This is a genomic window from Shinella lacus (assembly GCF_010994755.1).
Lineage (GTDB): Bacteria > Pseudomonadota > Alphaproteobacteria > Rhizobiales > Rhizobiaceae > Shinella > Shinella lacus.
On sequence record NZ_WHSB02000020.1, the window covers coordinates 1 to 22,766 of the forward strand.

Below are 22,766 nucleotides of genomic sequence, written 5' to 3' on the forward strand. Positions count from 1 at the left end.
TGATGGCCGGCCTTGCTGCCGCGCTTGATCAGATCGACACCACCACAGCCCGGGCAATCCATCACCTGCCTCCACGCAAATCACCCCCATAGCAGAATCTCAAAAGCGTTCAATGTAAACACTCCCCTTGCCAGGCGGGTCTTCCGTCAGCGTGCCCGTGCTGCGGCCGTCGCCGTCGGCGAATTCATAGGTGCCGGTGAGCCGGCCGTCGCCTGTCAGCGACAGCACGGTGATCGCCTCGACCAAGTCGCCATTGCTCCACAGCCGGCCGCAATAGCGCCCGTCGATGCTCATCGCCTGCTTGGGCGAGGGGGCGGTCGCGCCGGAAATGCCGATCACCAATGCCAGGATTGCTGCCTTCATGCCGCCCTCCGGGGACGAATCAAGCTTCGTCGCCGCTGATCTGTTCGCGCACGCGCTGGGCGAGGCTGCGCTCGTCGCCATCAAGCGCCGGGTCGATCGTGGCGATGAGGTCGTGCACCGGCGAGCCGGCACCCTCGCGCGCGGCCGTCAGCACGATCATCTTGCTGGCGAGATCGGCCATTTCTTCGCGCAGCGCGGCGTCGTTGTCACCGGTTTTCGCGGCGAGCAGCCGTTCCGAAAGTGCGGTGCCCTGATTGCGCACGTCCTCTTCCAGCGCGCCGATATCGATCGGCGGCGGCACCAGCTTTTCGGTGCGGCGGGCGGAAATGCGGCTTGTCGCGATGGTGCGGGCGAGCCCGGTGGACCGCATCGCTTTCACCGTATCCTTGTTTTCCGCTGTCAACGTCTTCACCTTGTCGCGCAGGCGGTTGATTTCCGCGATGCGCCGTTCGATTGCATTGTCCTTGTCGGCGCTGCCGGCGAGCTCGCGCGTCAGCCGCGTTTCGAGCTGGCGCACGCGGCCCTCTTCGCGCGACAGGCGAATTTCCAGCGATTTTGCCGCCTGGCTCGCCGTCTTGATGTCCTCGCGCAGCTTGTCGCGCTCGTCCTTGAGATTGCCGATGCGGCTCTTCAGGTTCTCCATCGCCGTGTCGCGGGTGGCGAGGTCGATCTTCATATTGTCGAGGTCCGCCTCGAGATGATCGATGCGGCCGTGAAGGCTCTCGATGTCGGCTTCCTTGCCGCGGATTTCGCGGTCGGCAGTCGAAAGCGCCGTCTTCAGCTGCTCGGTCTTCATTTCCTCGCGGCGCAGCGCCGAGCGCATGTCGCCGGCCTCGATGTTCATGTCGGCGATCTGGGCGTGCAGCTCGGCGTTTTCCGTGCCGATCGCGGCAGCCTGCGACAGCAGTTTCTCGTTGCGCACCATTTCCAGCGTGTGTTTTTCGCGCTCGCGGCGCACGCTCTGGGACAGGCGGGCGTTTTCCGCGGCATAGGCGGCGCGGGCCATGTCCTTCTGCGCCCGCACTTCCTGCGGGCTGAGCGGCATCGTGGCGCGCATGCGCTCTTCGGTGAACTTGACGACGCGCTTCTGGATGGCCGGCGCGACGAGCAGACCGGTCAGCGTGGCGGCGAGAAAGCCGAGCGCGAAGAGAAGGGCATACTCGATCACAGGTCCACTCGTTCCAAAACGGCCCAAAACGGTTCAAGCAAGCGCACTATAGCGGCTCGCCCGAACTTTCACAGGGGGATGCCCGGCGAAATCAACTCTCGGTTAACCTGACGGGCGAGGGCCGCCGTTCATTCGACCAGAGGGCGACCAAGGGGCGACCGGGTGGGCGATCAGAAGGGATTCCAGGTCGGCTCGCGGGTGAGCTTCAGGTAGCCGGCATTGATGCCGATGCGGGCGCCGACGCCGGTGCGGATCGGCACGAGCACGACGTCGCGGTTGACATTGACCTGCATGCCGACGCCGGCAATGACATAGGCCGAGCCGGAAACGCCGCCGTAGCGCTCATAGAGCGCATTGACGTCGGGCAGATTGTAGACGAGCATCATGGTGCGGCTGCCCTGGCCGCCCCAGTCGAGGCCGAGCGACGGGCCTTGCCAGAACACCGAATGCTGGCCGGCATTCTTGGTGTTCAGCGTGCCCTCGCCATAGGTCAGGCCCGCGACGAAGGCGCCGGACCCTTCCTGGCCGAGAATGTAGCCGTTGGGCAGGCCGTGGGATTCGAAAGCGCGTTCGACCACCTTGGCAAGGCCACCCGAGGTGGAGCCGAAGAAGCCGTGGCCGGCATCGACGATTTCCTGCATGGAATATTGGCCGCTGCTCTGCTGTGCCTGAGCCGGCAAAATCCAGAAGAGCGCCAGCAGCGCCGTTGTGACGATCCTGAACGCCGTCGTGACCAGTTTTGAAACACGCATGTCCCGTTCGCCTTCCTTCATGTCTCGGCCCCGTTCCATGCAGCAATTTGATCCGATCGTCTTAACAATCGGTTTACCAAATGTGGTGTCATTATGGCTGTCTTCAATTCGGGTACGCCTCGCGCAATTCCGGCGTGTTATGCGTCGCGCAGGATGCCCGCGACAGTGCCCTGTGAGGCCGCCGCGTTGCAAGAATACGTGGACCTGGGAGAAATTTATGGCGAAAAATCCGAACCTTACGCTGACCGGTCCCGACCTGGCAGCGCTTCTTTGCAGCCGCGTCTGCCATGACGTCATCTCGCCCGTCGGCGCGATCAACAACGGGCTGGAACTGCTCGACGAGGGCGGCGCTGATTCGGAGGCGATGGACCTCATCCGCACCAGCGCGCTGAATGCCTCCGTCCGGCTGAAGTTCGCACGGCTCGCTTTTGGCGCCTCCGGCTCGGTCGGCGCCTCCATCGATACGGGCGAGGCGGAAAAGGCGGCGCGCGATTTCGCCGTCGCCGAGAAGAAGACCGAAATCACCTGGACGGGGCCGCGCGCCATCGTCGCGAAGAACCGGGTCAAGCTGCTGCTCAACCTGTTCCTCGTCGCCTATGGCGCCATCCCGCGTGGCGGCTCGATCGACGTGACGCTGGAGAACCCGGAGACCGACGCGGTCTTCAAGCTCACCGCCAAGGGCCGCATGCTGCGCGTGCCGCCGAAATTCATGGAGATCCTCTCCGGCACGCCGGAAGAGTCGGTCGATGCCCATTCCATCCAGCCCTATTACACGGTGCTGCTGGCGGACGAGGCGGGCATGCAGCTCGACGTGGCGGCTTCGCCCGAAGAGATCGTCTTCTCCGCCCGCGTGGTCGCCGCCGAGGCGTAAAACAATGCGGCCAGGGTTTGTTAACCATGGCCGCTAACGCTTTGTTTGCCAGCCGCCGGTACAGTTGCAACCTGTAATCTTCCCGCAGCTCAAGAGCGGGAGACCCTAGGAGCAGCTAATGCAGCGGTTGATGATCGCCGATGGTTCCGACGTCGTCCGTAAGGTCGGCAAGCGTATTCTCTCCGGTTTCAATTTCCTCGTGCTGGAAGCGTCGAGCTCGCTCGAGGCGCTGGTGCGTTGTGAGGCGGAGCTGCCGAACATCATCATCGTCGATGCGACGATGGACGGTGCGATCGAGCTGATCGGCAATATCCGCAACCTGCCGCAGGGCAAGTCGGTGCGCATCTACTATTGCGTGGTCGAGGCGGACCTCAAGAAGATGATGATGGGCAAGCGCGCCGGTGCCGACGACTTCCTGCTGAAGCCGTTCGACCGCAAGATCCTGACCCAGGTCTTCGGCAATCTTTCGATCGCCGCCTGAAACGATAGACCTTAATCTGACGACATGAACGCGGCCGCTCGTGAAGAGCCGGCCGCGTTTTTCGTTCCGGGCTTACTCTCTCTGTCGCACAACGAAAAAACCCGCCGGCGAAGCGGCGGGTCGGAATTCTGGAGCGGGGAGGGTGGTATCAGGCGCTTTCGGCGAAGTCGCCATCGGGCTCGCGCAGCACGTAGCCGCGGCCCCAGACCGTCTCGATATAGTTCGCGCCGCCGGCGGCGTTCGCAAGCTTCTTGCGCAGCTTGCAGATGAAGACGTCGATGATCTTCAGTTCCGGCTCGTCCATGCCGCCATAAAGGTGGTTCAGGAACATTTCCTTGGTGAGCGTGGTGCCCTTGCGGAGCGAAAGCAGCTCCAGCATCTGGTATTCCTTGCCCGTCAGGTGGACACGCTGGCCACCGACCTCGACCGTCTTGGCGTCGAGGTTGACGATGAGCTCGCCCGTCGAGATGACCGACTGGGCATGGCCCTTGGAACGCCGCACGATGGCGTGAATGCGGGCGACGAGCTCGTCCTTGTGGAAGGGCTTGGTCATGTAGTCGTCGGCACCGAAGCCGAGGCCGCGCACCTTGTCCTCGATGCCGGCCATGCCGGAGAGGATGAGGATCGGCGTCTTGACCTTGGACAGGCGAAGCGTGCGCAGAACCTCGTAACCCGACATGTCGGGGAGGTTCAGATCGAGCAGGATGATGTCGTAATCGTACAACTTGCCCAGATCGACACCTTCCTCGCCGAGGTCGGTGGTATACACATTAAAACTTTCGGACTTCAGCATCAATTCGATGCTCTGCGCCGTCGCGCTGTCGTCCTCAATGAGTAGAACCCGCATATCTGTCCCCTTTTCCGCCGCTCAAGGTTTCTGGCCCCCTACGCGATACGGATCCAGTCGTTGCCTGATTTGGAGGCTGCCACGAAATGGTTAACAAATCCTGATTCACTTTGGCAAGATGCATCGATCTGTTAATTATTTTAGGCAGGCTCCTGATTTTATGGATGAATCAGAATTGTGTCTCTTAATATGTTTCTTCAAGAAACACAGCTAACCGACTCTTTCGACTCATCAATGCGCCCCACCTCTTTTTTGCGAACCGCATTTACTGAGCCTTAAATCCTCACACCTATGATTAACGATGCCCGTAAACGAAAGGTTACCAGCGGTAGGGTTTTATTAATATCGCTGAATTTTTTTCGGGGCCCGGTGCGTTTTGCCGGGTTTCGGGCGCAAGACGGCTTCCGGCGTGTGGAAAACACCGCGCTTCGGGGGCTGATTTGGAATGCGGAGCGCGTGGTTGCCGAGAGAATCAGGCTGCCATTCGCTCCAATGCCGGGGTCTCGCTATCCACGGGAGTATTGCGTATGAAGTCGCGTGAGAGCCTAGTTCGCCTGAAGGAATTTCAGGTGAAAGACAAGAGACGGCAGCTGGCCCAGCTTCAGTTGATGATGTCCGAATTCGAACGGATGTCGAAGGAACTGGAAACCCAGATCGCCATCGAGGAAAAGAAGTCCGGGATCACCGATCCCAACCACTTCGCTTATCCCACCTTCGCCAAGGCAGCGCGTCAGCGCTCCGACAATCTTCAGGTCTCCATCCGGGAACTGAAGGTGCAGCAGGATGCGGCGGAACTGGCACTGGAAGAGGCGGAGGCGGAGTTCGCCAAGGCTTCGGCGCTGGAAGAGCGCGACAACGCGGTTCGGCTTCGCGCCTGATCCGTTTCAATTCGAAGGACCTTCGCGAGCGGCCGGAAGACCGCTCACGAGGGTTCTTCGCGTTGCGTCAATTTCCGTTTAGAGATTGACCACGTCCTGCCAGTCCTTGTGGCGCATCGCCTGCGCCCGGAAGAAGGGGCAGAGCGGCATGATCTTCCAGCCGCCCGCCCGCGCCGCCTCCACCGCATGGGCGGCCAGCGCCTGGCCGACCCCCTTGCCGCGCAACGCATCCGGCACGCCGGTATGATCGACGATGACGAGCTTCGGCGAGGTGCGGGAGTATGTCACCTCCGCCTCATGCCCCTCGACGATGGTGGAATAGCGGCCCTTCGAGCCGGTTTCTTCGTCCTTGATATCCATGATGGTCCTCGCTTGCGGTTGCGTTGGTGCCATCCTTTCCTGTCCCGGCTGATACGGCAAGCCATCCGGATGTGAACGGAGTGTGCTGCGTCGGCGCCTCGCGAATGCTATGCAGGACGCATCGAAACCTTCGACGTGTGCCCATGATTCTCGCCGTACCCGCTCTTCTCGTGCTCTCCGCGCTGTTCCTGGCCTTCGGTCTCGTCCTGCCGCTCGTGCGCTTCGAAAAACTGTATTTCTTCAACGAGACGCCCTCGCTGATCGATATCGTCGTCTCGCTCTGGGTGCAGGGCAGCGGCGCGCTGGCCGTGCTGGTCGGCCTGTTTTCCATCGTCTTCCCGGTCATCAAGCTCTTCGCCATAGCGCTGGAGGCGACCGCGCCGACGCCGGCTGACGGCAAGGCGAACTGGATCGCCCGGCTGCTTCCGCTGCTCGGCAAATGGTCGATGATGGATGTGATGCTGGTGGCGCTGGTCATCGTCGCGGCGAAGACGAGCGGCATGGCCTCGGCCTTCACCCAGCCCGGCCTGTGGTTCTACGCCGCCTCGGCCATCATGACCGGGCTCCTGCAGATGAAGCTGCAACCGCGCTGAATATTGATAAAAAGAACTACGGCTGCGCAAGGCGCAGCCGTAGGGGTCTTGATCAAAAATGGGACGCTAGTGGCGGTATTGCTGGATGCGCGTGGTGCGCAGGCCGGCAAGGCCATGGTCGTTGATGGAGGACTGCCAGGAGAGGAATTCTTCGACCGTCAGCGTATAACGTTCACAGGCTTCTTCGAGGCTCAAGAGCCCGCCGCGTACCGCGGCGACGACTTCTGCCTTCCGGCGAATCACCCAGCGCCGCGTATTAGCCGGCGGCAGATCGGCAATTGTCAGAGGGCTGCCATCGGGGCCGATGACGTATTTAACGCGTGGTCGTATCAGATCGGTCATTGGACTCTCTACATAAACTCAAGACCATATCCCCGGACTGTAGCTTGCCACATTTAAGATTTGCCTAAACGCATGCTAACAATTTTCTAATCATTTGAGCGGCTTCGCCGATCGTGCGGGGCTCTGTAAGCGCTGGTTTCCGTTACGTTTGTCTATGCGCGCTCGCGCAGAGCCTGCATGGGAGCCATGCAAATAAAACGTTTCTCTTTTATTCAAATACTGCTAATAAGCCCCAAAATTTGGGGGCGGCATCGTTGATGTCACCGGAAGCCCCCAGGATGCATCCAAATGAATTCTATCCGCGAGCTGTTTCCCTTTGGGACATGGCTGACGCGGCGTTTTTCGTCGTGTCTGTACGCGATGGTGCTCCTGTAATTTTCCGGACCGAGAATGCACACGAGCCCGGCGCGCGTCCGCGCCGGCTGTTGGAAACGGAAAATGAGAGATCCAGACAACATGCTCCTGCAGCAGGGTTGGTCGCCCGAATTCCTGTCGACGGCCAATATTGAATCCGTGCAGACCGAATATGAGGTGCTGCACCTCATGCGCCAGTGCGCCAACCATTTTCGCTTCAGCCATTTCCTGGTGTCGCGTTTTCCGGCCAATGGCCAGCAGCGCTTTGCCGAGCGCCTGCTCGTCAGCAACTGGCCGGCCGATCTCGTGCGCAAATATGATGCGATGAATCTGTTTCACGTCAGCCGTCTGGCGATCGAGACCGGCATGACGAAGCTGCCGGTCCAGGGCGACAGCTCGCTTCTGGCACCATCGGACTGGGAAAGCGGCCAGGCCGGCGAGGCGATCACGCTCGCCGAAAGCTACGGCCTTTCCGGCTCCACGGCGCTGCTCATGCATTCCACGACCTCCGATCCCTATCTGATGGTCTTTTCCGGCACGCGCACGCCGCTTGCCCGGCCGGAGCTGACGGAGCTGCATTTCGCCGCCCTCCAGCTGTTTGAATGCCTGGAAAAGACCTTTGTCGCGGCGACGGCGGGGCGGGAAAAGCTGTCGAGCCGCGAGGTCGAGTGCCTGCGCTGGGCGGCGGCCGGCAAGAGCAGCGACGAGATCGCCATCATCCTCGGCATCTCGGTCTATACGGTGAGCAGCTATTTCAAGAGCGCCACCCGCAAGCTCCAGGCCGTCAACCGCATGCAGGCGATTGCGATCGCGCTCCGCCTGCGCCTCATCTGACTTTTCGTTCGCGCGCGACAGCCCCTCTCTGCGGACCGGGAGGGGCGATCCCGCGTGCGGCCGGAAAGACGAGGTTTCCGGCCTTCTCTTGCCCTCGGGGCGGCAAGTTTCTATATGTCGCCCCAGAGGCGTTCCGACAGTGACGGGACGCCGCAACGGCCGGTTTCCGGCGTTTCAGTCAAAGGTGTCTGCGGCAAGCCCCGAAGGCGGCGGCCGCAACATCGGAACGGACCTCGCGTGAACAGTCTCGATTTCGACCGGAAGCCAGAAGATACGCGTGTCGTCGTCGCCATGTCGGGCGGCGTCGACAGTTCCGTGGTGGCCGGAATCCTGAAACGCGAGGGCTATGACGTCCTCGGCATCACCCTGCAGCTCTACGATCATGGCGCCGCCGTGCACCGTGCCGGCTCCTGCTGTGCCGGCCAGGACATCGACGATGCACGCCGCGTCTGCGAAACGATCGGCATTCCGCATTATGTGCTGGATTATGAAAAGCGTTTTCGCGAGACGGTGATCAACCCCTTTGCCGAAAGTTACATCGCCGGCGAAACGCCGATCCCCTGCGTCGCCTGCAACCAGACCGTCAAGTTCGCCGATCTCCTGGCCACCGCCAAGGAGCTCGGCGCGGATGCGCTGGCGACCGGCCATTACATCCGCTCGCGCCCGAACCCAACCGCCGCAGCGCCGGAGCGCCGCGCGCTCTATCGCCCGGTCGATGCCGAGCGCGACCAGAGCTATTTCCTGTTCGCGACCACCCAGGAACAGATCGACTACCTGCGCTTCCCGCTCGGCCATCTCTCGAAGGCCGAAACCCGGGCGCTTGCGGAAGAGATGGGCCTCGTCGTCGCCAAGAAGGCGGACAGCCAGGACATCTGTTTCGTGCCGCAGGGCAAGTACACCGATATCGTCAACAAGCTGAAGCCGAACGCAGCGCTCGCTGGCGACATCGTGCATATCGACGGCCGCGTGCTCGGCCAGCATGACGGTATCCTGCATTATACGATCGGCCAGCGCCGCGGCATCGGCATTGCCACCGGCGAGCCGCTCTATGTCGTGTATCTCGACGCCCGTTCGCGCCGCGTCATCGTCGGCCCGAAGGAAGCGCTGGAAACGCGCCGCCTCTATCTGCGCGACATCAACTGGCTCGGCGACGGCAATCTCGAAACCGTCGCCGCGGCCGGTTTCGATTGTTACGCCAAGGTGCGCTCGACGCGCCCGCCGCGCCCCGCGCGCCTGAAGTCCGGCCCCGGCGGCATCTATGTCGAGCTTGCGGAAGGCGAAGCCGGCGTCGCGCCCGGCCAGGCCTGCGCGCTCTATTCCGGCGAAGGCGAGGACGCCCGCATCTACGGCGGTGGCTTCATCCAGCGCTCGGAACGCGAAACGGCAGCTGAAGACGCCCTCAAGCGCATTCTCTCCACCCCCGTGGCCGCCTGAAAAGCCACGCCCGCCAAGGCCTTTGCGGACAAAGCGATTTTTGTGCGAACGTCGCTTGACACCCGCAGGAACAGCACCTTATAAGCCGCCCACCGGACGGAAAACGGACCTCGTTTCCATCGTCCCTTCGGTCGGCGGAGTAGCTCAGTAGGTTAGAGCAGAGGAATCATAATCCTTGTGTCGGGGGTTCGAATCCCTCCTCCGCTACCAGCCGGAACCACTGGTAGTTCTGTGTCGATTAAGCTGGCCATATAATCCCTTGATTTTGATTTCGTAGGTTACAGCCTCACCGCCGACGATGCCGCTCGGCTAATCGGTTGCTCGCTTTGACGATGCTGTCGGACAGGTGTAATCTGCGGGCATATCATTGGGAGCATCAGCCATGCGTGTTGGAGTGCTCGTCGTTGGTTTGGCAATTGCCGCGATCCCCACCTTGGCGGATGCCCACAATTGCAAATGCCGAAATCGTGGTGTCATGTTCGAGCTTGGCCAGACCTCCTGTCTGAAGGTTGATGGAGGCTCTTACCTCGCGCGCTGTGAGATGAAGCTCAACGTCTCGTCCTGGACCAAGATCCAGGAAGGTTGCCCCGTGACGGAACGAGCGTATTCGCAGCCGACCCTCATCAATTGATCGCTTCGTCAGGGCCGCCTTGCCGTTGGTCGAGTGTTCCGCCCACAGTCGCTTCCGGCCGCGGAACCGTTCGGCTACAGCGCCTGGAGGCGTCGCGGGAATGGGGACTGGAGCGTTGATGCCCTTGGGCGGTCCAGCCGATACTGGAAGGTCTCGATCTCGGTATCTGCAAACCGTCCCTGCTCTCGAAGCGCTATCATCGCCAAGGCAATCAGTTGGCTATCGGTAGCGCAGCCGTCGTCAGGGACAGGGATGAGAGCCAATAGTTCACGGACGCCTCCATTCGTATAGGCTCTGATGATAACATCCTGCATGGTCGCTTCCCCAATTAGGGGTAAGCATATACCCGGCTTGTTGATTTGATCTACGTATCGGGAAGGGCGGTTGTGCCAGACCGGTAGTGTTCGGCGCCGGATGTCACGCGCGAGTCACGACCTTCCGTCGCGGGATTGGGAGATGCCGCGCGTTTGCCAATTTGAGGTAGGAGGCTACTCTTCTCGAAGATGAACGTGTCTATGCCGAGCCCAACTGAGAGTACATCGCTGCCCAGGCCGCCGTCCAGGATATCCATTCTCGGACCGCCGGATAGCGTGTCGCCACCCATGTCGCCAGACAGTTCGTCATTACCACCGCCGCCGCCTAAGACGTCACCTTCTCAAATCTCGCTGTCAGTTCCGGTCCGCCGGTGTGGGATCTTCGCCTCCGCCGGCAGGGCCTAGGCCGCCGCCCATTCCCATGCCGCCACCGCCGCCACCTCCACCTCCACCCCGTGAGCCCTCTTTTCCGCGCTCACCCTTGGTGCGGCCGCCGCTGCTTGCCGGGCGGGTCGGGCCTTGCATCGGGATTGCCAGGTCGGATGGAACGGGGTCGAGATCGAGCGCTTCCCGGATGAAGGCGCGGAGGGAGACGACGAGTTCGTGGGTGTGGACGGGACGGCCCGCGATGAGCTCCCGGGCCGCTTTCTCCGCCAGGCGGACCTGCGCCTCCGTACCCAGCAGCATGATATCGGAAAGTGCGGCCTCGACGTCGTCGCGTATGCGCCTGCGACGCTCGGAGCTCGCGACGATGCCGTCCGCGTCTTCATCTGCCGGCTCGGCGGATGGTTCTGCGCGTCGTCGCAGATCGCGAAGATGCGTGGGATCGACGGCGAGATTGCCGGTGAAGGAACCGCCCAAGGTCTTGTAGGCGGCGATGAGGGTTTTCAGGCGTTCGTTGATCTGGCGGTTCGTGCGCTCCCGGCGCTGCTGGATCGTGAACATCATGATCAGGCGGATGCCGATGCTGATCAGGGTGAACAGGGCAAGCCCGATCAGCGTTGCCAGAAGGTTGTACCAGGAGCTGAAATCGAGGTTGCGCAACATGTTATCCAGACTCTTTTGTCGTCAGAGTCCGGATCATATCCGACGCGTCCGGAAATGCACCCACCACGGATGGGGAACGATGGCTCCTTGGGCGAGGCTCATGGAAGACCGGCCGTCAGCCCGATCGCCAGCATGACGGCAAGGAGTAGTCCAACGGCCAGCCACCGACGGGGCGAGGAATAAAAGAATCTCATCGCACTTATACCCAGTGCCCACAAACGAGAAATCCGCACCCACAGGAGGCACAGGATTTTGATGTCATGCTTGGCAGGGTGCACGCAAGAGCGACGGGATCAAGCACGGCAAACCGCCTGCGCCCGCCGAGGGATCGTCGGCCTCTTCGCCCGCCGCATCCACATCCCGGTAACCATATCTTCAAGAGATCGTAGCACTGTCTCGCGCAGGAGACAGGCGATGGTGAAGAAGACGACCAGGCGGAAGAAGACATCGGGGGCGAAGCGTTCTACGGCGGCGCGGCGGGGCGGCATGGCGCATTGGTATGTGCTGGGCGCGGCCGTCGTGGGCGGGATTGTCTATATGGACAATTGGGTGCCGGGGCCGGAAACGGCGGCGACCGGGATCCGCACGGCCTCCATCGAGCGCAAGGCCAAGACGGTCGAGCGGGAGGCCGTTTTGCCGCGGCCGAAGCAGCGGCCGGCCGAAGAGGTGGAGCAGGCGTTGCCTGCGGCAGAAAAGCTGCCGGCTTTTTCGGGAAAATGGTTCATCTGCACGACGCAGACCGATTATTGCGTGCTCGACGGCAGCACGATCCTCTATGCCGGTCGCAAGGTGCGGCTGGCCGATATCGATGCGCCGGCGATCGCCGAGGCGCGCTGCGATGCGGAGCGTTCGCGCGGCGGCGATGCCAAGCTGCGGCTGCGGGAAATCCTGAACGAGGGCGACGTGACGCTGGTTTCGGCCAAAAGCGGCGCGGAGGGAAAGACGAAGGCGGCGCCGCATCTGGTGTTGCGCGGCGGGCAGTCGATCGGTAACCGGATGGTGCGCGAGGGCCTCGCGAAACCGTGGACGGGGCGTCATCAATCCTGGTGCGGTTGATGGCTTTGACGCTTGCACAACCTGTGCCTTTCCGGCACAAGCCATGCGCAAGCCTGCGGTCCTATGCTTTCCGTTAACCGGGATGGTGCCGGCTGGAAAGGGACAATGATATGTCGAAAGACCTCGAGCGCTATAGCGATCCGGACAATGCAACGGTCGCGCTCTTCCTCCTCGAAAACGATGCGGACGAACTGACGGACATATTGGTGGCCGCGCTGGACGAGGCCTTCCGCATTCTCGACGACGAAGCGTCGCCTGCGACTTTCCACTGATCGCCAAGACGAAGAGGGGCCCTTGAGGCCCCTCTCCCTTTTTTAGGGTCGCGAGGCGAATCAGCCGGCGGCCACGACCTGGCGCTGCGTGCCGAGGCCGGCGATGGAGACTTCCATGCGGTCGCCGGGCTTCAGGTAACGCGGCGGCTTCATGCCCATGCCGACGCCGGGCGGCGTGCCGGTGGTGATGACATCGCCGGGCTCGAGCACCATGAACTGCGAAATGTAGTGAACGAGGAAGGGCACCTTGAAGACCATGGTGCTGGAGGAGCCGTTCTGCACCAGTTCGCCGTTGACGCTGAGCGTCATGGCGAGGTCGCCGGTTTCCACCTCGTCCGTCGTCACGAGCCAGGGACCGATCGGGCCGAAGGTCGGGCAGCCCTTGCCCTTGGTCCACTGGCCGCCGCGCTCGATCTGGTAGGCGCGCTCGGAGACGTCGTTGCACACGCAATAGCCTGCCACATAATTCAGCGCGTCGGCTTCCGAGACGTAGGACGCGCGTTCGCCGATGACGACCGCAAGTTCCACTTCCCAGTCGGTCTTTTCGGAGCCGCGCGGAATGAGGATCGTGTCGTCCGGGCCGACGATGCAGGAGGGGGCCTTGTTGAACAGCACCGGTTCGCTCGGCACGGCCATGCCGCTTTCCGCCGCGTGGTCGGCATAGTTGAGGCCGACGGCGATGAAATTGCCGACGCGGCCGACGCAGGCGCCGAAGCGGCTGTCTTCCGGGGCGAGCGGCAGGCTCTTCGGATCGATCGCGGCGAGGCGCTTCAGGCCCTCGCGGCCGAGCACGTCGCCGGCAATATCCGCCACCACGCCGGAGAGGTCGCGGACCTTGCCGTCTGCATCGATCATTCCGGGCTTTTCCGCGCCCGCCGCGCCAAAGCGCACCAGCTTCATGAGGTTCTCCGTAAACTGTCCGTTTCACCGATTTCGGTTGCGCGCACCTTCCATCCGGTCTTACATCGAGTCAACGATTTTCGAAAATCCGTGTGATTTTATAAGTTGGGTGAGGGGCGATGGACCAGAAGAAGCCGGGCGGGCGCACGCTCGCGGGCGATGCCTATGAGGCGATCCGCCAATCGATCCGCACGGGCGCGGTAAAGCCGGGCGACCGGCTGCGCTTCGCCGACCTTCAGGCACTGTGCGGCATGAGCGTCACGCCGGTGCGCGAGGCGCTGGCGCGGCTGACGGCGGAAGGGTTCACCGTGCTGGACGATCACCGCGGCTATAGTGTCGCCAGCCTCTCGCTCGCGGAGTTGCGCGACATCACCGCCGCGCGGCAGCTTTGCGAGGGCGAGGCGCTGCGGCTGTCGGTGACGAAGGGGGATGGGGATTGGGAAGCGGGCCTCGTCGCCGCGCATCACCTCATGGCACGCATTCCGCAGGCGCGAGACGATATTCCGTCGGTCATGCGGGAGGATTGGGAAGCGCGGCATGCGACGTTTCACGCGGCGCTGATTGCGGCCTGTGGTTCGCCGATCCTGCTGGAAATCTGTGAGAAGCTGTTTTCACGCGCGGATCGTTACCGGCGCCTGTCGGTCAGCCTCACCGGCGGCGCGCGGGACGTGACGGGCGAACACCGCCGGCTGATGGAGCTCGCGCTGGCGCGCGATGCAGAGGGGGCGGTAGCGGCACTCCGCGAGCACTACGGCCGGACGGCCGCAGCGCTCGAGGGTTTTTTCAAGGCTTGACGCTTACTTGCTGGCGACAGCCGTCGGCGCGCCGATCTCGGCACCGCCGCCGATCGCCACGTTGAGGGCCACGTAGTCGCGGGCAAGCTGGCGAATTGCCGAAGCGAGCGCCAGACGGGCGTCGGCGACGTTGCGTTCGGCATCGAGCACGTCGAGGATGGTGCTTGCGCCGCCGCGATAGCTTTCGCGCGCAAGGTTCAGGGTCTGCTCGAAGGTGCTGACGACCTTGCGCAGGGCTGCGACCGTCTGGCCGTCGCGGATCAGCGCCGTCTGGGCGTTTTCCACTTCCTCGACCGCCTGCAGCACCGTCGACTTCCAGGTCAGGTACTGCTGCTCGGCTTCAGAGCGGGCGATCTTGACCTGCGCCTTCAGCGCGCCGCCATTGAAGATCGGCAGGCTCAGCGTCGGGCCGAAGGACCAGCTCGTCAGGTTGCCGGTTGCCGCATTGGTGAAGTTGCGCGTTGCGCCGATCGAGCCGCCGAGCTCGATGCTCGGGTAGAGATCGGCTTCCGCGACGCCGATGCTGGCTGTCGCCGCCTGGAGACGGCGCTCGGCCGCGCGGATGTCCGGACGGTTGCGGATGAGATCGGCCGGCACGCCGGTGCGCGTCGCATAACGCGGCATCGGCTGGGCCGAGCCCTTGATCAGGCTGGACGTGATCGTGCTGGCCGGCACGCCGAGCAGCGTCGCGATGTGGTTGGCCGCCTGGTGGAAGCCGGTTTCGAGCGCCGGCAGGTCGGCGAGCGTCTGGTTGACGAGGCCTTCGGCCTGCAGCACGTCGAGGCTGGAAGCGGCGCCCGCTTCCTTGATCTCGTTGGTGAGCTTCAGCGTTTCGCGGCGCGATACCAGGTTCTTGCGGTTAAGCGCCAGCGCTTCCTGGAAGTAGCGCGCATTGACATAGCTCGACACGAGATCCGAGAGATAGGCGAGGCGGGCAACGCTGACATCGTCATAGGCAGCGTCGAGCGAGGCATTCGCGGCTTCCTTCGAGCGGCGGTACTGGCCGAAGAAGTCGAGCAGCCATGAGGCGCTCAAGCCGGCGTTGAGCTGCTTCGAAGACGAGGAATCGCGGCCCGAGGTGCGGCGCAGGTAGTTGCCGTCCTGGCCGCTGGCATTCGCGTCGGCCGAAGCGCCGATGCTCGGCAGCGCGCCAGCGCCGGCGACGATGACATTGGCCTCGGCCGCCGTGATGCGCTCGAGCGCCTGGAGCACGGTGAGGTTTTCGCCGAGACCCTGGTGCACGAGATCATTGAGGCGCCGGTCGCGGAACGATTCCCACCACGGATTGAGCGAAACGCTCTCGCCGGTCGTTGCCTTGCTTTCGGAAAACTTCGCCGGCAGCGCGGTGTCGGGCTTCTGATAATCGGGGCCTACGACGCAGCCCGACAGGAGGAGCATGCTCAGAGGAAAAAGCGTCCTGGTGAAATTCATGGTCATACCTTGTCGGCCGTCGCGGCATATTAACTGAACAAAATCGAGATTCACTCTTTATTCATGTTTGGACGGAAGATCGAGCCCCCGTCCAAAAAAGAATGGTCCCACAACGTTTTTTCCCCGCTTCCCTGAAGGGGTGTGTCCGCCGTGCAACTGGGGCAATTGCTCCAGCGTCGCACCTTTGCTCGTTTAGCGGAAGATTCCGATTTTGAACGCCCCGCCAGGTTGCGCCACGGCATTTCCCCGGAATATCCGTCTTCGCGACATATTTTCCTGAAAAATGCTGCAAGCGCGAACATTATTTTGCGATTCGAATTGTCACACAAATTCGGCAGTAATTTTTTCCAAAATTATGCCGATTCCATTGACAAAGAAGGGAGAGCTGATTATGTGTTTGAGCATCGCATGAGGACCGCATGCGTTTCCCCCGGTCCACACTCTGGAGCCTTCATTTCAAGGTTCCAGCGCCAACAAGAGGGAGTGTGTCATGTACAATATCAACTGCATCGCCTCCGTGCGTGTGGCGTACTCCTGTCGTGAAACGATTACAGGGAAAGCGCATACGGCCCTCCGCCGAATGTGAGTTGGTTTCCCTCTTCGAATTAAGCGCAAATGAGAATTGGCTGTGCCCTCGGGTACGGCAGGAGTTGTTATGCAAAAGCAGGTTATCGAAATCGGTGGTGAGGCCGTCGGCGTTGTCGTTCCCGATGAGGATCGACTGAAGTTCGTCGCGGTCAAATATTCCGTGTGGGATCTGGATTCCCAGCGCTTCTCGTCGGCAGACGAAGTGCGCGTGGCGATCCGCCGTCTCCTCAGTGATCCGTCCGCCTCGGCGCGGGCGCGGTCCCCGGCCAATATTGTGGCCGCCTGAACCCGGATTCTGAACGATCTGGCGCCATTCGCGCCGATCATCGGCCGGCCTCGCTCGACAGCGGGGCCGGTCTTGTTTTGTAGACAGTCCATTCACCGGCCATCCGCTGGCGCGCGCTGCCAAATCCTGCTTGTGTGCCTCCCGAAAGGAGGTGCTCCATGACAAGCGGCATCCATCACATCACGGCGATCACCCGGAAAATCCAGGCGAATGTCGATTTCTACGTGGGTTTCCTCGGCCTCCGGCTCGTCAAGCGGACGGCGGGTTACGAGGATGCCGACCAGCTCCACCTGATTTACGGCGATGCGGTCGCGAGCCCCGGCTCGTTGGTCACCTTCCTTGCCTGGGAGGATGGCTCCCCCGGCCGCGTCGGGCTCGGCCAGCCGTCGGAGATTGCGCTGTCCATCCGCCCGGACGCGATCGGCTTCTGGCTGACGCGCGCGCTGACCTACAATATCGCGCTCACCGGGCCGTCGCAGGAATTCGGCGAACCCGTGCTGCGGCTGAAGGATCCGGACGGCATCATCGTGAAGCTCGTCGGCGAGGCGGATGTCGAAGGGCCGGCGCCGCACATCACGAAGGACATTGTGGCCGCGGACGCCGTTCAGCGCATCCGCGGTGCGACGATCCTGTCGGAAAAGCCGGCGGAGACGGCGGCCTTCATCGCCGGGCATTTCGGTTTTCGCACGGTCGCCGAGGCGAGCGGCATCACCCGGCTTGCGGGGGAGGTGGGCGACGTGCTCGACATTCGCAATGCCAGCGGCTTCTGGACCTCGGCGCCCGGCACCGGCACGATCGATCATATCGCGCTGAGGGCGCCGGATTTGGCCGCCGTGGAAGCGGTCGCCGCCCGGCTTGCCGCGGAAGACGTGGGCGATACCAACATGCACGACCGGAAATATTTCTACTCGCTCTATGTTCGCGAGCCCGGCGGTTCGCTCATCGAATATGCGACGGACGGCCCCGGCATGACCGTGGACGAGCCGTTGGAGACGCTTGGCAGCGCGCTGTTCGTGCCCCGGCATTTCCGGACCGATCCGGATGATGTCCGGGCGCGGCTTCCGCAGTTTTCGCTGCCGGGGGAAGAGCGCATGCGCGAGCGCGACCTGCCGTTCGTGCACCGGCTGCACCGCCCGGACGATCCGGACGGCACCACCATCGTGCTGCTGCACGGCACCGGCGGCAACGAGACGAGCCTGCTGCCCTTCGGCGCAAGGCTGGCGCCGCGTGCGGCATTGCTCAGCCCGCGCGGGCGCAGTTTCGATGAGGGCGTTCCGCGGTTCTTCCGCCGGCTGACCGCTCTCACCTTCGACCAGAAGGACATTGCCGGTGAAGCGGAAGCCTTCGCCGCCTTCATGGAGGAGGCGAATGCGGCTTACGGGCTCGATCCGGCGAAAACGCTGTTCGTCGGTTATTCGAACGGGGCGAACATGATCGGCGCAGTCATGCAGCTCTATCCGGGCGTCATCCGCAACGCCGTGCTGCTGCGGGGCATGAACGTGCTGGAAAGCCGGCCCGAGATCGACCTTTCGGGCACGAATGTGCTGATGCTCACCGGTGAATCGGACCCCTACGGCGCCCATGCCACCGAACTCGAAGCGCGTCTGAAAGCGGCCGGTGCCTCGGTCGAAAACACTCTGCTCGCCGCCGGCCACGATATCGGCGCGGCCGATGCGGAACTGGCCAAGGCCTACAAGGAGCGGATCATCGGTTGACGAAAAAAGGGCGCGCCGGGAAACCGGCGCACCCTTCTGATTCGTGCTGCTCCGTCTATCGCTTGTAATCCGCGACGAAGGCCGAAAAGCCGGCGACGAAATCGCGGAGCTTCTTTTCCGTCGCCTCGTCGGCGATTTTACCGTCCTGAATGACCGTTCCGGCGCGCGACACCATCAGCTTGGCGCCGAACCACGGCACGGTGCCGAGCGTGCGCATCACCGGCAGCCAGGCTTCCTGCGAGAGAAGCGTGCCGAAATTGCCGGGCGAGGCGCCGGTAATGGCAAAGGGTTTTCCGCCGAAGACGCGGCCGATATCGGCGGAGGGGCGGCTCATCCAGTCGATGGCGTTCTTGAAGACGCCGGGAATGCCGTTGTTGTATTCCGGGGTGAAGAGCAGCACACCATCGGCCGCCGCGACCTGGTCCTTCAGCCGCGCCACCGCCTCGGGGATGCCCTCGGCCGCCTCGACGTCGCCGTCATAGAGCGGAATGCCGTGGATCGAGCCTTCGACGATGTCCACGCCGTCGGGCGCCATGGTCAGCGCCGCGCGCAGCAGCGCCGTGTTGAGGGAGCCCTTGCGCAGGCTTCCCGAGATGGCCACCAGTTTCGTCATCCGACTTCTCCTCTTGATAGCAGGCATAAAAAACCCCGGCGGACCGTTTGTCACGCCGGGGTTTTATCCGAGTTAGGCGAGCGGCTTCAGCCGGGCCTCGATCTGCGCGCGGCGCGGCTCCAGGAAGGGCGGCAGCGACAGGCTTTCGCCAAGTGTTTCGAGCGGCTCATCGACGGCAAAGCCCGGGCCGTCGGTGGCGATCTCGAACAGGATACCGTTCGGCTCGCGGAAATAGAGCGAGCGGAAGTAGAAGCGCTCGACCTCGCCGCTGGAGGGTAGGCGGAAGCCGCGCAGGCGCTCCGTCCAGGCATGCAGGGCCTCCTCGTCCGGCGCACGGAAAGCGACGTGGTGCACGGCGCCGGCGCCCTGGTGTGCGGCCGGCAGGTCCGGCTCGACGGCGACATGCAGCTCGGCGGCCGGGCCGCCTTCGCCCATAGAGAACACGTGCACGTCACCGGCACCTTCCGGGTTCGGATAGGTCGAGGTCTCCGTCATGTTCATGACCTGCACCAGCACGGTCTGCGTGTTGCGGATGTCCGGCACGCTGAGCGTGATGGGGCCGAGGCCCTTGATCTGGTGTTCGGCTGGAACCGGGCTCTTGTCCCACGGGTTGGACGGCGCGCCGGCATCGTCGACGACGAAGCGGAGGCGCTGGCCTTCGCCATCCTCGAAATCGAGCGTGGCGCGGCCGCCGACATCGCGGATCTCGCCGGCGCGGACCTTCAATTCGGCAAACCGGGCCTTCCACCATTCGAGCGTGGCGAGGCTTGCGATGCGCAGGCCGGTGCGCGCGATGCTGTGCGTGCCGCGCCGCTCGTGGCCCACCGGCCAGTCGAAGAAGGTGAGGTCGGTGCCGGGCGAGGCGAGCCCGTCGGCATAGAAGAGATGGTAGGCGCTCGTATCGTCCTGGTTGACGGTCTTCTTGACGAGGCGCAGGCCCAGCACCTGCGTGTAGAAGCGCAGGTTCTCCGGCGCATTCGCGGTGATCGCGGTCAGGTGGTGGATGCCTGTGAGCTGTAGAGTCATGATGAAACTCCTCCTCGGAAACGTCCGGGGCGTTCTGGTGCGTACCCCGATAGCGGGGCCTTGCGTCGAGGTGAATATCGCCCCTCGCATGGGCTGTCGGAAGACCGGGCCGGGCGAACGGATTGTTCACTTTTCCTGAACACCTTTTCCGTTCGCAGCGCCGCCGGGCCGAAGCGCCGTGTTCTATAGAGCGTTCTTCCTCCCTTTCTGTTCCATTATGAGTTCATTCGAATTTTATCGTTTCATAAACCAAGGCTCGCTTACGCTGCCGCCCTGCGAAATGACTTCGTCTTCTGCTCCGCCGCGTCCGCCGGCATGTCCCGCCATTTCCGATGATTGCCGCTACGGATTTTCCGCACGGATGCGAGGAGACGATTGATGCTGCCCAAGACTGCGACTGCCCGAAACATGTTCGCCATCGTGGCGGCCGGTGTTGCCACGACCGTCGCGACGGCGGGCGTGCTGCTCTTCCTGTCCTACCGCGCCGTCGAGGAACGCTCGATTTCGGAAATGGTGAATGCCGCGGAGGCGAGCGCCGGCAAGGTGGAAACCACCTTCGCGCAGGTCAAGACGCTGAGCTGGAACATGCGCTCTACGCTCGTCGCGATGAAAGAGGGCGGTGGAGCGAGCCGTGAAGTTTTCGATGGAATGTTGAAGCGGCTGCTGCTGGACAACCCGATGGCTGTGGGTGTCTATACGGCCTGGGAACCAGAGGCCTTCGACGGCAAGGACGCCGAGTATACGAGCAAACCCGGCCACGACGCTACCGGCCGCTATATTCCATACGCCATTCGGTCGAACGGCGGCACGGTAATCGAGAGGCTGGTCGACTACGACAAGCCGGGACCGGGCGACTATTACCAGGTGCCAAAGAAGACCGGCAAGGATTACCTCTCAGAGCCCTATATGTACAATGTCGGCGGCAAGGACACGCTGATGACGTCGTTCGTGGCGCCGCTCATGCTCGATGGCGCCTTCAAGGGGATGGCCGGTACCGACATTGCACTCGATGCGCTGGCGACCGATATCGCCAAGCTGAAGCCGCTGGGTGAGGGCTACGTCGCACTCTTGAGCAGCGGCGGCAGTATCGTCAGCCATCCGGACAGCGCAGCGCTCGGGAAGCCGTTGAAGGATTCCGGTCTTGACGCTGTTGCCTGGCAGCAGCTGATCGACAACCCCAGCAAGGCCTTTGAGGTCACGGATGAGACTGGCGTCGCCTCCATGAAGGTTGCCGTTCCTGTCAACTTGAACCCCGGGTCAATCTGGTTCGTCGTCGTCTCTGTGCCGAAATCCGTTCTGTTCGCCAGTTTGTCGAACCTTGCTCTCACCTCCATCATGGTCATCGCCATTGCGGCGGGCCTGATGATCGCGATCGGCTGGGCGTTGGCCGCCCGCTTCCGCAAGCGGCTCGCCACCGTCATTACCGCGACGAGCGAAATCGCCGCTGGCCGTACCGATGTCGATCTCTCGGAATCCGAGCGCAAGGACGAAATCGGCGAAATGGCCCGCTCGCTCGCCGTGCTGCGCGATGCGACGCTTGCCAAGGTCCGCCTCGAAGGCGAGGCCGCGCAGAACCGTGCGCTCTCGGAAGAGGAGCGCCGCCACCGCGCCGAAGAAGCCGCCTTGCGCGAACAGGAGACGCGCATCGCCGTCGAGGCGTTGGCCGAAGGCCTGCAGAAGCTCGCCGATGGCGACATGACGCATCGCATCGAGCAGGCCTTTGCCGGTTCGCTCGATGAAGTCCGTCACGATTTCAATGCCTCTGTGGAAAAGCTGCAATCGGCGCTTCGCTCCGTCGGCAGCAATGCCAATGCCATCCAGGCCGGCTCGGCGGAAATCCGCGCCGCCTCCGACGATCTCGCCAAGCGCACCGAACAGCAGGCGGCCTCCGTCGAAGAGACCGCAGCGGCGCTGGAGGAGACCACCACCTCGCTGAAGGACGCGACCAAGCGGGCGGAAGATGTCGGCCAGCTCGTCGAGCGCACCCGGGCAGGTGCCGAAAAGTCGGGCGACGTCGTGCGCCGGGCGGTGAGCGCCATGAGCGGCATCGAGAATTCCTCACGCGAAATCTCCAACATCATCGGCGTGATCGACGAGATCGCCTTCCAGACCAACCTGCTGGCGTTGAATGCCGGCGTTGAGGCTGCTCGCGCCGGTGAAGCCGGCAAGGGCTTTGCGGTCGTCGCACAGGAAGTGCGTGAACTGGCCCAGCGCTCGGCCAATGCGGCCAAGGAGATCAAGGCGCTCATCACCAAGTCCGGCGAGCAGGTCAATCTCGGCGTGGCGCTGGTCGGCGAGACCGGCTCGTCGCTGTCTGAAATCGTCAATCAGGTGCAGGAGATCGACCAGAATGTCGCGGCGATCGTGCGTTCGGCGCGCGAACAGTCGACCGGCCTCAACGAGATCAGCGCGGCGGTGAACTCCATCGACCAGGGCACGCAGAAGAACGCGGCCATGGTGGAAGAGCAGACCGCGGCAAGCCATGCGCTGGCGACGGAAGCCGCCGCCCTCAACAGCCTCATCTCGCAGTTTCGCCTGGCAACGGGTGCTGTCGCGGCCCGTCCGGTCGCCGCATCCTCCGCCGCACACCGCCCGGCCGCGTCCGGCGCACGGGCGCTCGGCAACAAGCTTACCCGCGCCTTCGGCGGCGGGCAGGCCGCCACGGCAGCGGCGGCGCAGGACTGGGAAGAATTCTGAACCTTCCCGCTCGGCTGACAAAACGAAGGCGGCCGGGTTGAACCGGGCCGCTTTTTTGTTGGGCGGTGAAATACGCCCAAGTTTTGTGCGATGCACAAGAATTGGCCAGGATCGGAACA

Annotated in this window: 24 protein-coding genes and 1 tRNA gene; 14 read left to right on the forward strand and 11 right to left on the reverse strand. The window is 62.9% G+C overall.

The features are described 5' to 3' along the window. Positions 1-99: 99 nt before the first annotated feature. The 3 genes from GB927_RS30640 to GB927_RS30650 all read right to left on the reverse strand — a co-directional run bounded on the left by GB927_RS30640 (position 100) and on the right by GB927_RS30650 (position 2,283). Positions 100-363, reverse strand: coding sequence for a hypothetical protein (locus GB927_RS30640; protein WP_256121024.1), 264 nt, complete (start codon positions 361-363; stop codon positions 100-102). Positions 364-382: 19 nt separating this feature from the next. After that, entirely contained in the window at positions 383-1,531 is a 1,149-nt protein-coding gene (locus GB927_RS30645; RefSeq protein WP_256121025.1) for a hypothetical protein, read from the reverse strand. 170 nt (positions 1,532-1,701) lie between these two features. Continuing rightward, positions 1,702-2,283, reverse strand: a complete 582-nt coding sequence (locus GB927_RS30650) for a DUF1134 domain-containing protein (RefSeq protein WP_256121026.1) — start codon at positions 2,281-2,283, stop codon at positions 1,702-1,704. A 217-nt stretch (positions 2,284-2,500) separates the two neighbouring features. Between GB927_RS30650 and chpT the strand changes: the two genes are divergently transcribed. Together chpT and GB927_RS30660 are read left to right on the forward strand one after the other, a co-directional pair. Then, on the forward strand, positions 2,501-3,154 hold the full coding sequence (chpT, locus tag GB927_RS30655) for a histidine phosphotransferase ChpT (RefSeq protein ID WP_256121027.1): 654 nt from the start codon (positions 2,501-2,503) through the stop codon (positions 3,152-3,154). A gap of 118 nt (positions 3,155-3,272) precedes the next feature. Continuing rightward, positions 3,273-3,635: a response regulator gene (locus tag GB927_RS30660; RefSeq protein WP_256121028.1), complete on the forward strand. Its 363-nt coding sequence runs from the start codon at positions 3,273-3,275 to the stop codon at positions 3,633-3,635. Positions 3,636-3,783: 148 nt separating this feature from the next. On the opposite strand, the gene ctrA is transcribed toward GB927_RS30660, so the two are convergent. After that, positions 3,784-4,482: a response regulator transcription factor CtrA gene (gene ctrA, locus GB927_RS30665; RefSeq protein ID WP_024270822.1), complete on the reverse strand. Its 699-nt coding sequence runs from the start codon at positions 4,480-4,482 to the stop codon at positions 3,784-3,786. A gap of 527 nt (positions 4,483-5,009) precedes the next feature. Between ctrA and GB927_RS30670 the strand changes: the two genes are divergently transcribed. Then, on the forward strand, positions 5,010-5,360 hold the full coding sequence (locus tag GB927_RS30670) for a flagellar export protein FliJ (RefSeq protein ID WP_256121029.1): 351 nt from the start codon (positions 5,010-5,012) through the stop codon (positions 5,358-5,360). A gap of 78 nt (positions 5,361-5,438) precedes the next feature. On the opposite strand, the gene GB927_RS30675 is transcribed toward GB927_RS30670, so the two are convergent. After that, positions 5,439-5,720 carry a GNAT family N-acetyltransferase gene (locus GB927_RS30675; RefSeq protein WP_256121030.1) on the reverse strand — a complete coding sequence of 94 codons (282 nt, stop codon included), beginning with the start codon at positions 5,718-5,720 and terminating at the stop codon, positions 5,439-5,441. 143 nt (positions 5,721-5,863) lie between these two features. On the opposite strand from GB927_RS30675, the gene GB927_RS30680 reads away from it, so the two are divergent. Next, positions 5,864-6,313: a paraquat-inducible protein A gene (locus GB927_RS30680; RefSeq protein WP_256121031.1), complete on the forward strand. Its 450-nt coding sequence runs from the start codon at positions 5,864-5,866 to the stop codon at positions 6,311-6,313. Positions 6,314-6,379: 66 nt separating this feature from the next. Here GB927_RS30680 and sciP read toward each other — a convergent pair whose 3' ends face one another. Beyond that, positions 6,380-6,655, reverse strand: coding sequence for a CtrA inhibitor SciP (sciP, locus tag GB927_RS30685; RefSeq protein ID WP_023515011.1), 276 nt, complete (start codon positions 6,653-6,655; stop codon positions 6,380-6,382). A 438-nt stretch (positions 6,656-7,093) separates the two neighbouring features. On the opposite strand from sciP, the gene GB927_RS30690 reads away from it, so the two are divergent. From GB927_RS30690 to GB927_RS30705, 4 genes are all read left to right on the forward strand, one after another. After that, the gene (locus tag GB927_RS30690; protein ID WP_256121032.1) at positions 7,094-7,843 is read left to right on the forward strand and encodes a helix-turn-helix transcriptional regulator; all 750 of its coding nucleotides are present in this window, start codon (positions 7,094-7,096) and stop codon (positions 7,841-7,843) included. Between the two features lie 237 nt (positions 7,844-8,080). Then, positions 8,081-9,277, forward strand: coding sequence for a tRNA 2-thiouridine(34) synthase MnmA (gene mnmA, locus GB927_RS30695; protein WP_256121033.1), 1,197 nt, complete (start codon positions 8,081-8,083; stop codon positions 9,275-9,277). 133 nt (positions 9,278-9,410) lie between these two features. Next, positions 9,411-9,487: transfer RNA gene (locus GB927_RS30700), tRNA-Met, on the forward strand. Between the two features lie 172 nt (positions 9,488-9,659). Continuing rightward, positions 9,660-9,908: a hypothetical protein gene (locus tag GB927_RS30705; protein WP_256121034.1), complete on the forward strand. Its 249-nt coding sequence runs from the start codon at positions 9,660-9,662 to the stop codon at positions 9,906-9,908. A 668-nt stretch (positions 9,909-10,576) separates the two neighbouring features. Here GB927_RS30705 and GB927_RS30710 read toward each other — a convergent pair. Next, positions 10,577-11,269 (reverse strand): hypothetical protein, encoded by a 693-nt coding sequence (locus tag GB927_RS30710; RefSeq protein WP_256121035.1) that lies wholly within the window; start codon positions 11,267-11,269, stop codon positions 10,577-10,579. A gap of 414 nt (positions 11,270-11,683) precedes the next feature. Between GB927_RS30710 and GB927_RS30715 the strand changes: the two genes are divergently transcribed. Together GB927_RS30715 and GB927_RS30720 are read left to right on the forward strand one after the other, a co-directional pair. After that, positions 11,684-12,325 carry a thermonuclease family protein gene (locus tag GB927_RS30715; protein ID WP_256121036.1) on the forward strand — a complete coding sequence of 214 codons (642 nt, stop codon included), beginning with the start codon at positions 11,684-11,686 and terminating at the stop codon, positions 12,323-12,325. A 110-nt stretch (positions 12,326-12,435) separates the two neighbouring features. Continuing rightward, positions 12,436-12,597 (forward strand): hypothetical protein, encoded by a 162-nt coding sequence (locus GB927_RS30720; protein ID WP_256121037.1) that lies wholly within the window; start codon positions 12,436-12,438, stop codon positions 12,595-12,597. 60 nt (positions 12,598-12,657) lie between these two features. Here GB927_RS30720 and GB927_RS30725 read toward each other — a convergent pair whose 3' ends face one another. Continuing rightward, positions 12,658-13,497, reverse strand: coding sequence for a fumarylacetoacetate hydrolase family protein (locus tag GB927_RS30725; protein WP_256121038.1), 840 nt, complete (start codon positions 13,495-13,497; stop codon positions 12,658-12,660). Positions 13,498-13,616: 119 nt separating this feature from the next. Here GB927_RS30725 and GB927_RS30730 point away from each other — a divergent pair, with 119 nt between their 5' ends. Then, a complete protein-coding gene (locus tag GB927_RS30730; RefSeq protein ID WP_256121039.1) occupies positions 13,617-14,291 on the forward strand; it encodes a GntR family transcriptional regulator in 675 nt (224 codons plus the stop codon). 3 nt (positions 14,292-14,294) lie between these two features. On the opposite strand, the gene GB927_RS30735 is transcribed toward GB927_RS30730, so the two are convergent. Then, the gene (locus GB927_RS30735; protein WP_256121040.1) at positions 14,295-15,722 is read right to left on the reverse strand and encodes an efflux transporter outer membrane subunit; all 1,428 of its coding nucleotides are present in this window, start codon (positions 15,720-15,722) and stop codon (positions 14,295-14,297) included. Between the two features lie 655 nt (positions 15,723-16,377). On the opposite strand from GB927_RS30735, the gene GB927_RS30740 reads away from it, so the two are divergent. Both GB927_RS30740 and GB927_RS30745 read left to right on the forward strand, forming a co-directional pair. After that, the gene (locus GB927_RS30740) at positions 16,378-16,596 is read left to right on the forward strand and encodes a hypothetical protein (RefSeq protein WP_256121041.1); all 219 of its coding nucleotides are present in this window, start codon (positions 16,378-16,380) and stop codon (positions 16,594-16,596) included. Positions 16,597-16,754: 158 nt separating this feature from the next. Then, positions 16,755-18,311, forward strand: a complete 1,557-nt coding sequence (locus GB927_RS30745) for a VOC family protein (protein WP_256121042.1) — start codon at positions 16,755-16,757, stop codon at positions 18,309-18,311. Between the two features lie 55 nt (positions 18,312-18,366). Here the strand turns inward: GB927_RS30745 and GB927_RS30750 are convergent, their stop codons facing one another. Together GB927_RS30750 and GB927_RS30755 are read right to left on the reverse strand one after the other, a co-directional pair. Beyond that, on the reverse strand, positions 18,367-18,924 hold the full coding sequence (locus GB927_RS30750; RefSeq protein ID WP_256121043.1) for an NADPH-dependent FMN reductase: 558 nt from the start codon (positions 18,922-18,924) through the stop codon (positions 18,367-18,369). 72 nt (positions 18,925-18,996) lie between these two features. Next, entirely contained in the window at positions 18,997-19,950 is a 954-nt protein-coding gene (locus GB927_RS30755; protein ID WP_256121044.1) for a ring-cleaving dioxygenase, read from the reverse strand. A 378-nt stretch (positions 19,951-20,328) separates the two neighbouring features. On the opposite strand from GB927_RS30755, the gene GB927_RS30760 reads away from it, so the two are divergent. Continuing rightward, positions 20,329-22,647, forward strand: coding sequence for a methyl-accepting chemotaxis protein (locus GB927_RS30760; protein ID WP_256121045.1), 2,319 nt, complete (start codon positions 20,329-20,331; stop codon positions 22,645-22,647). Positions 22,648-22,766: the final 119 nt, after the last annotated feature.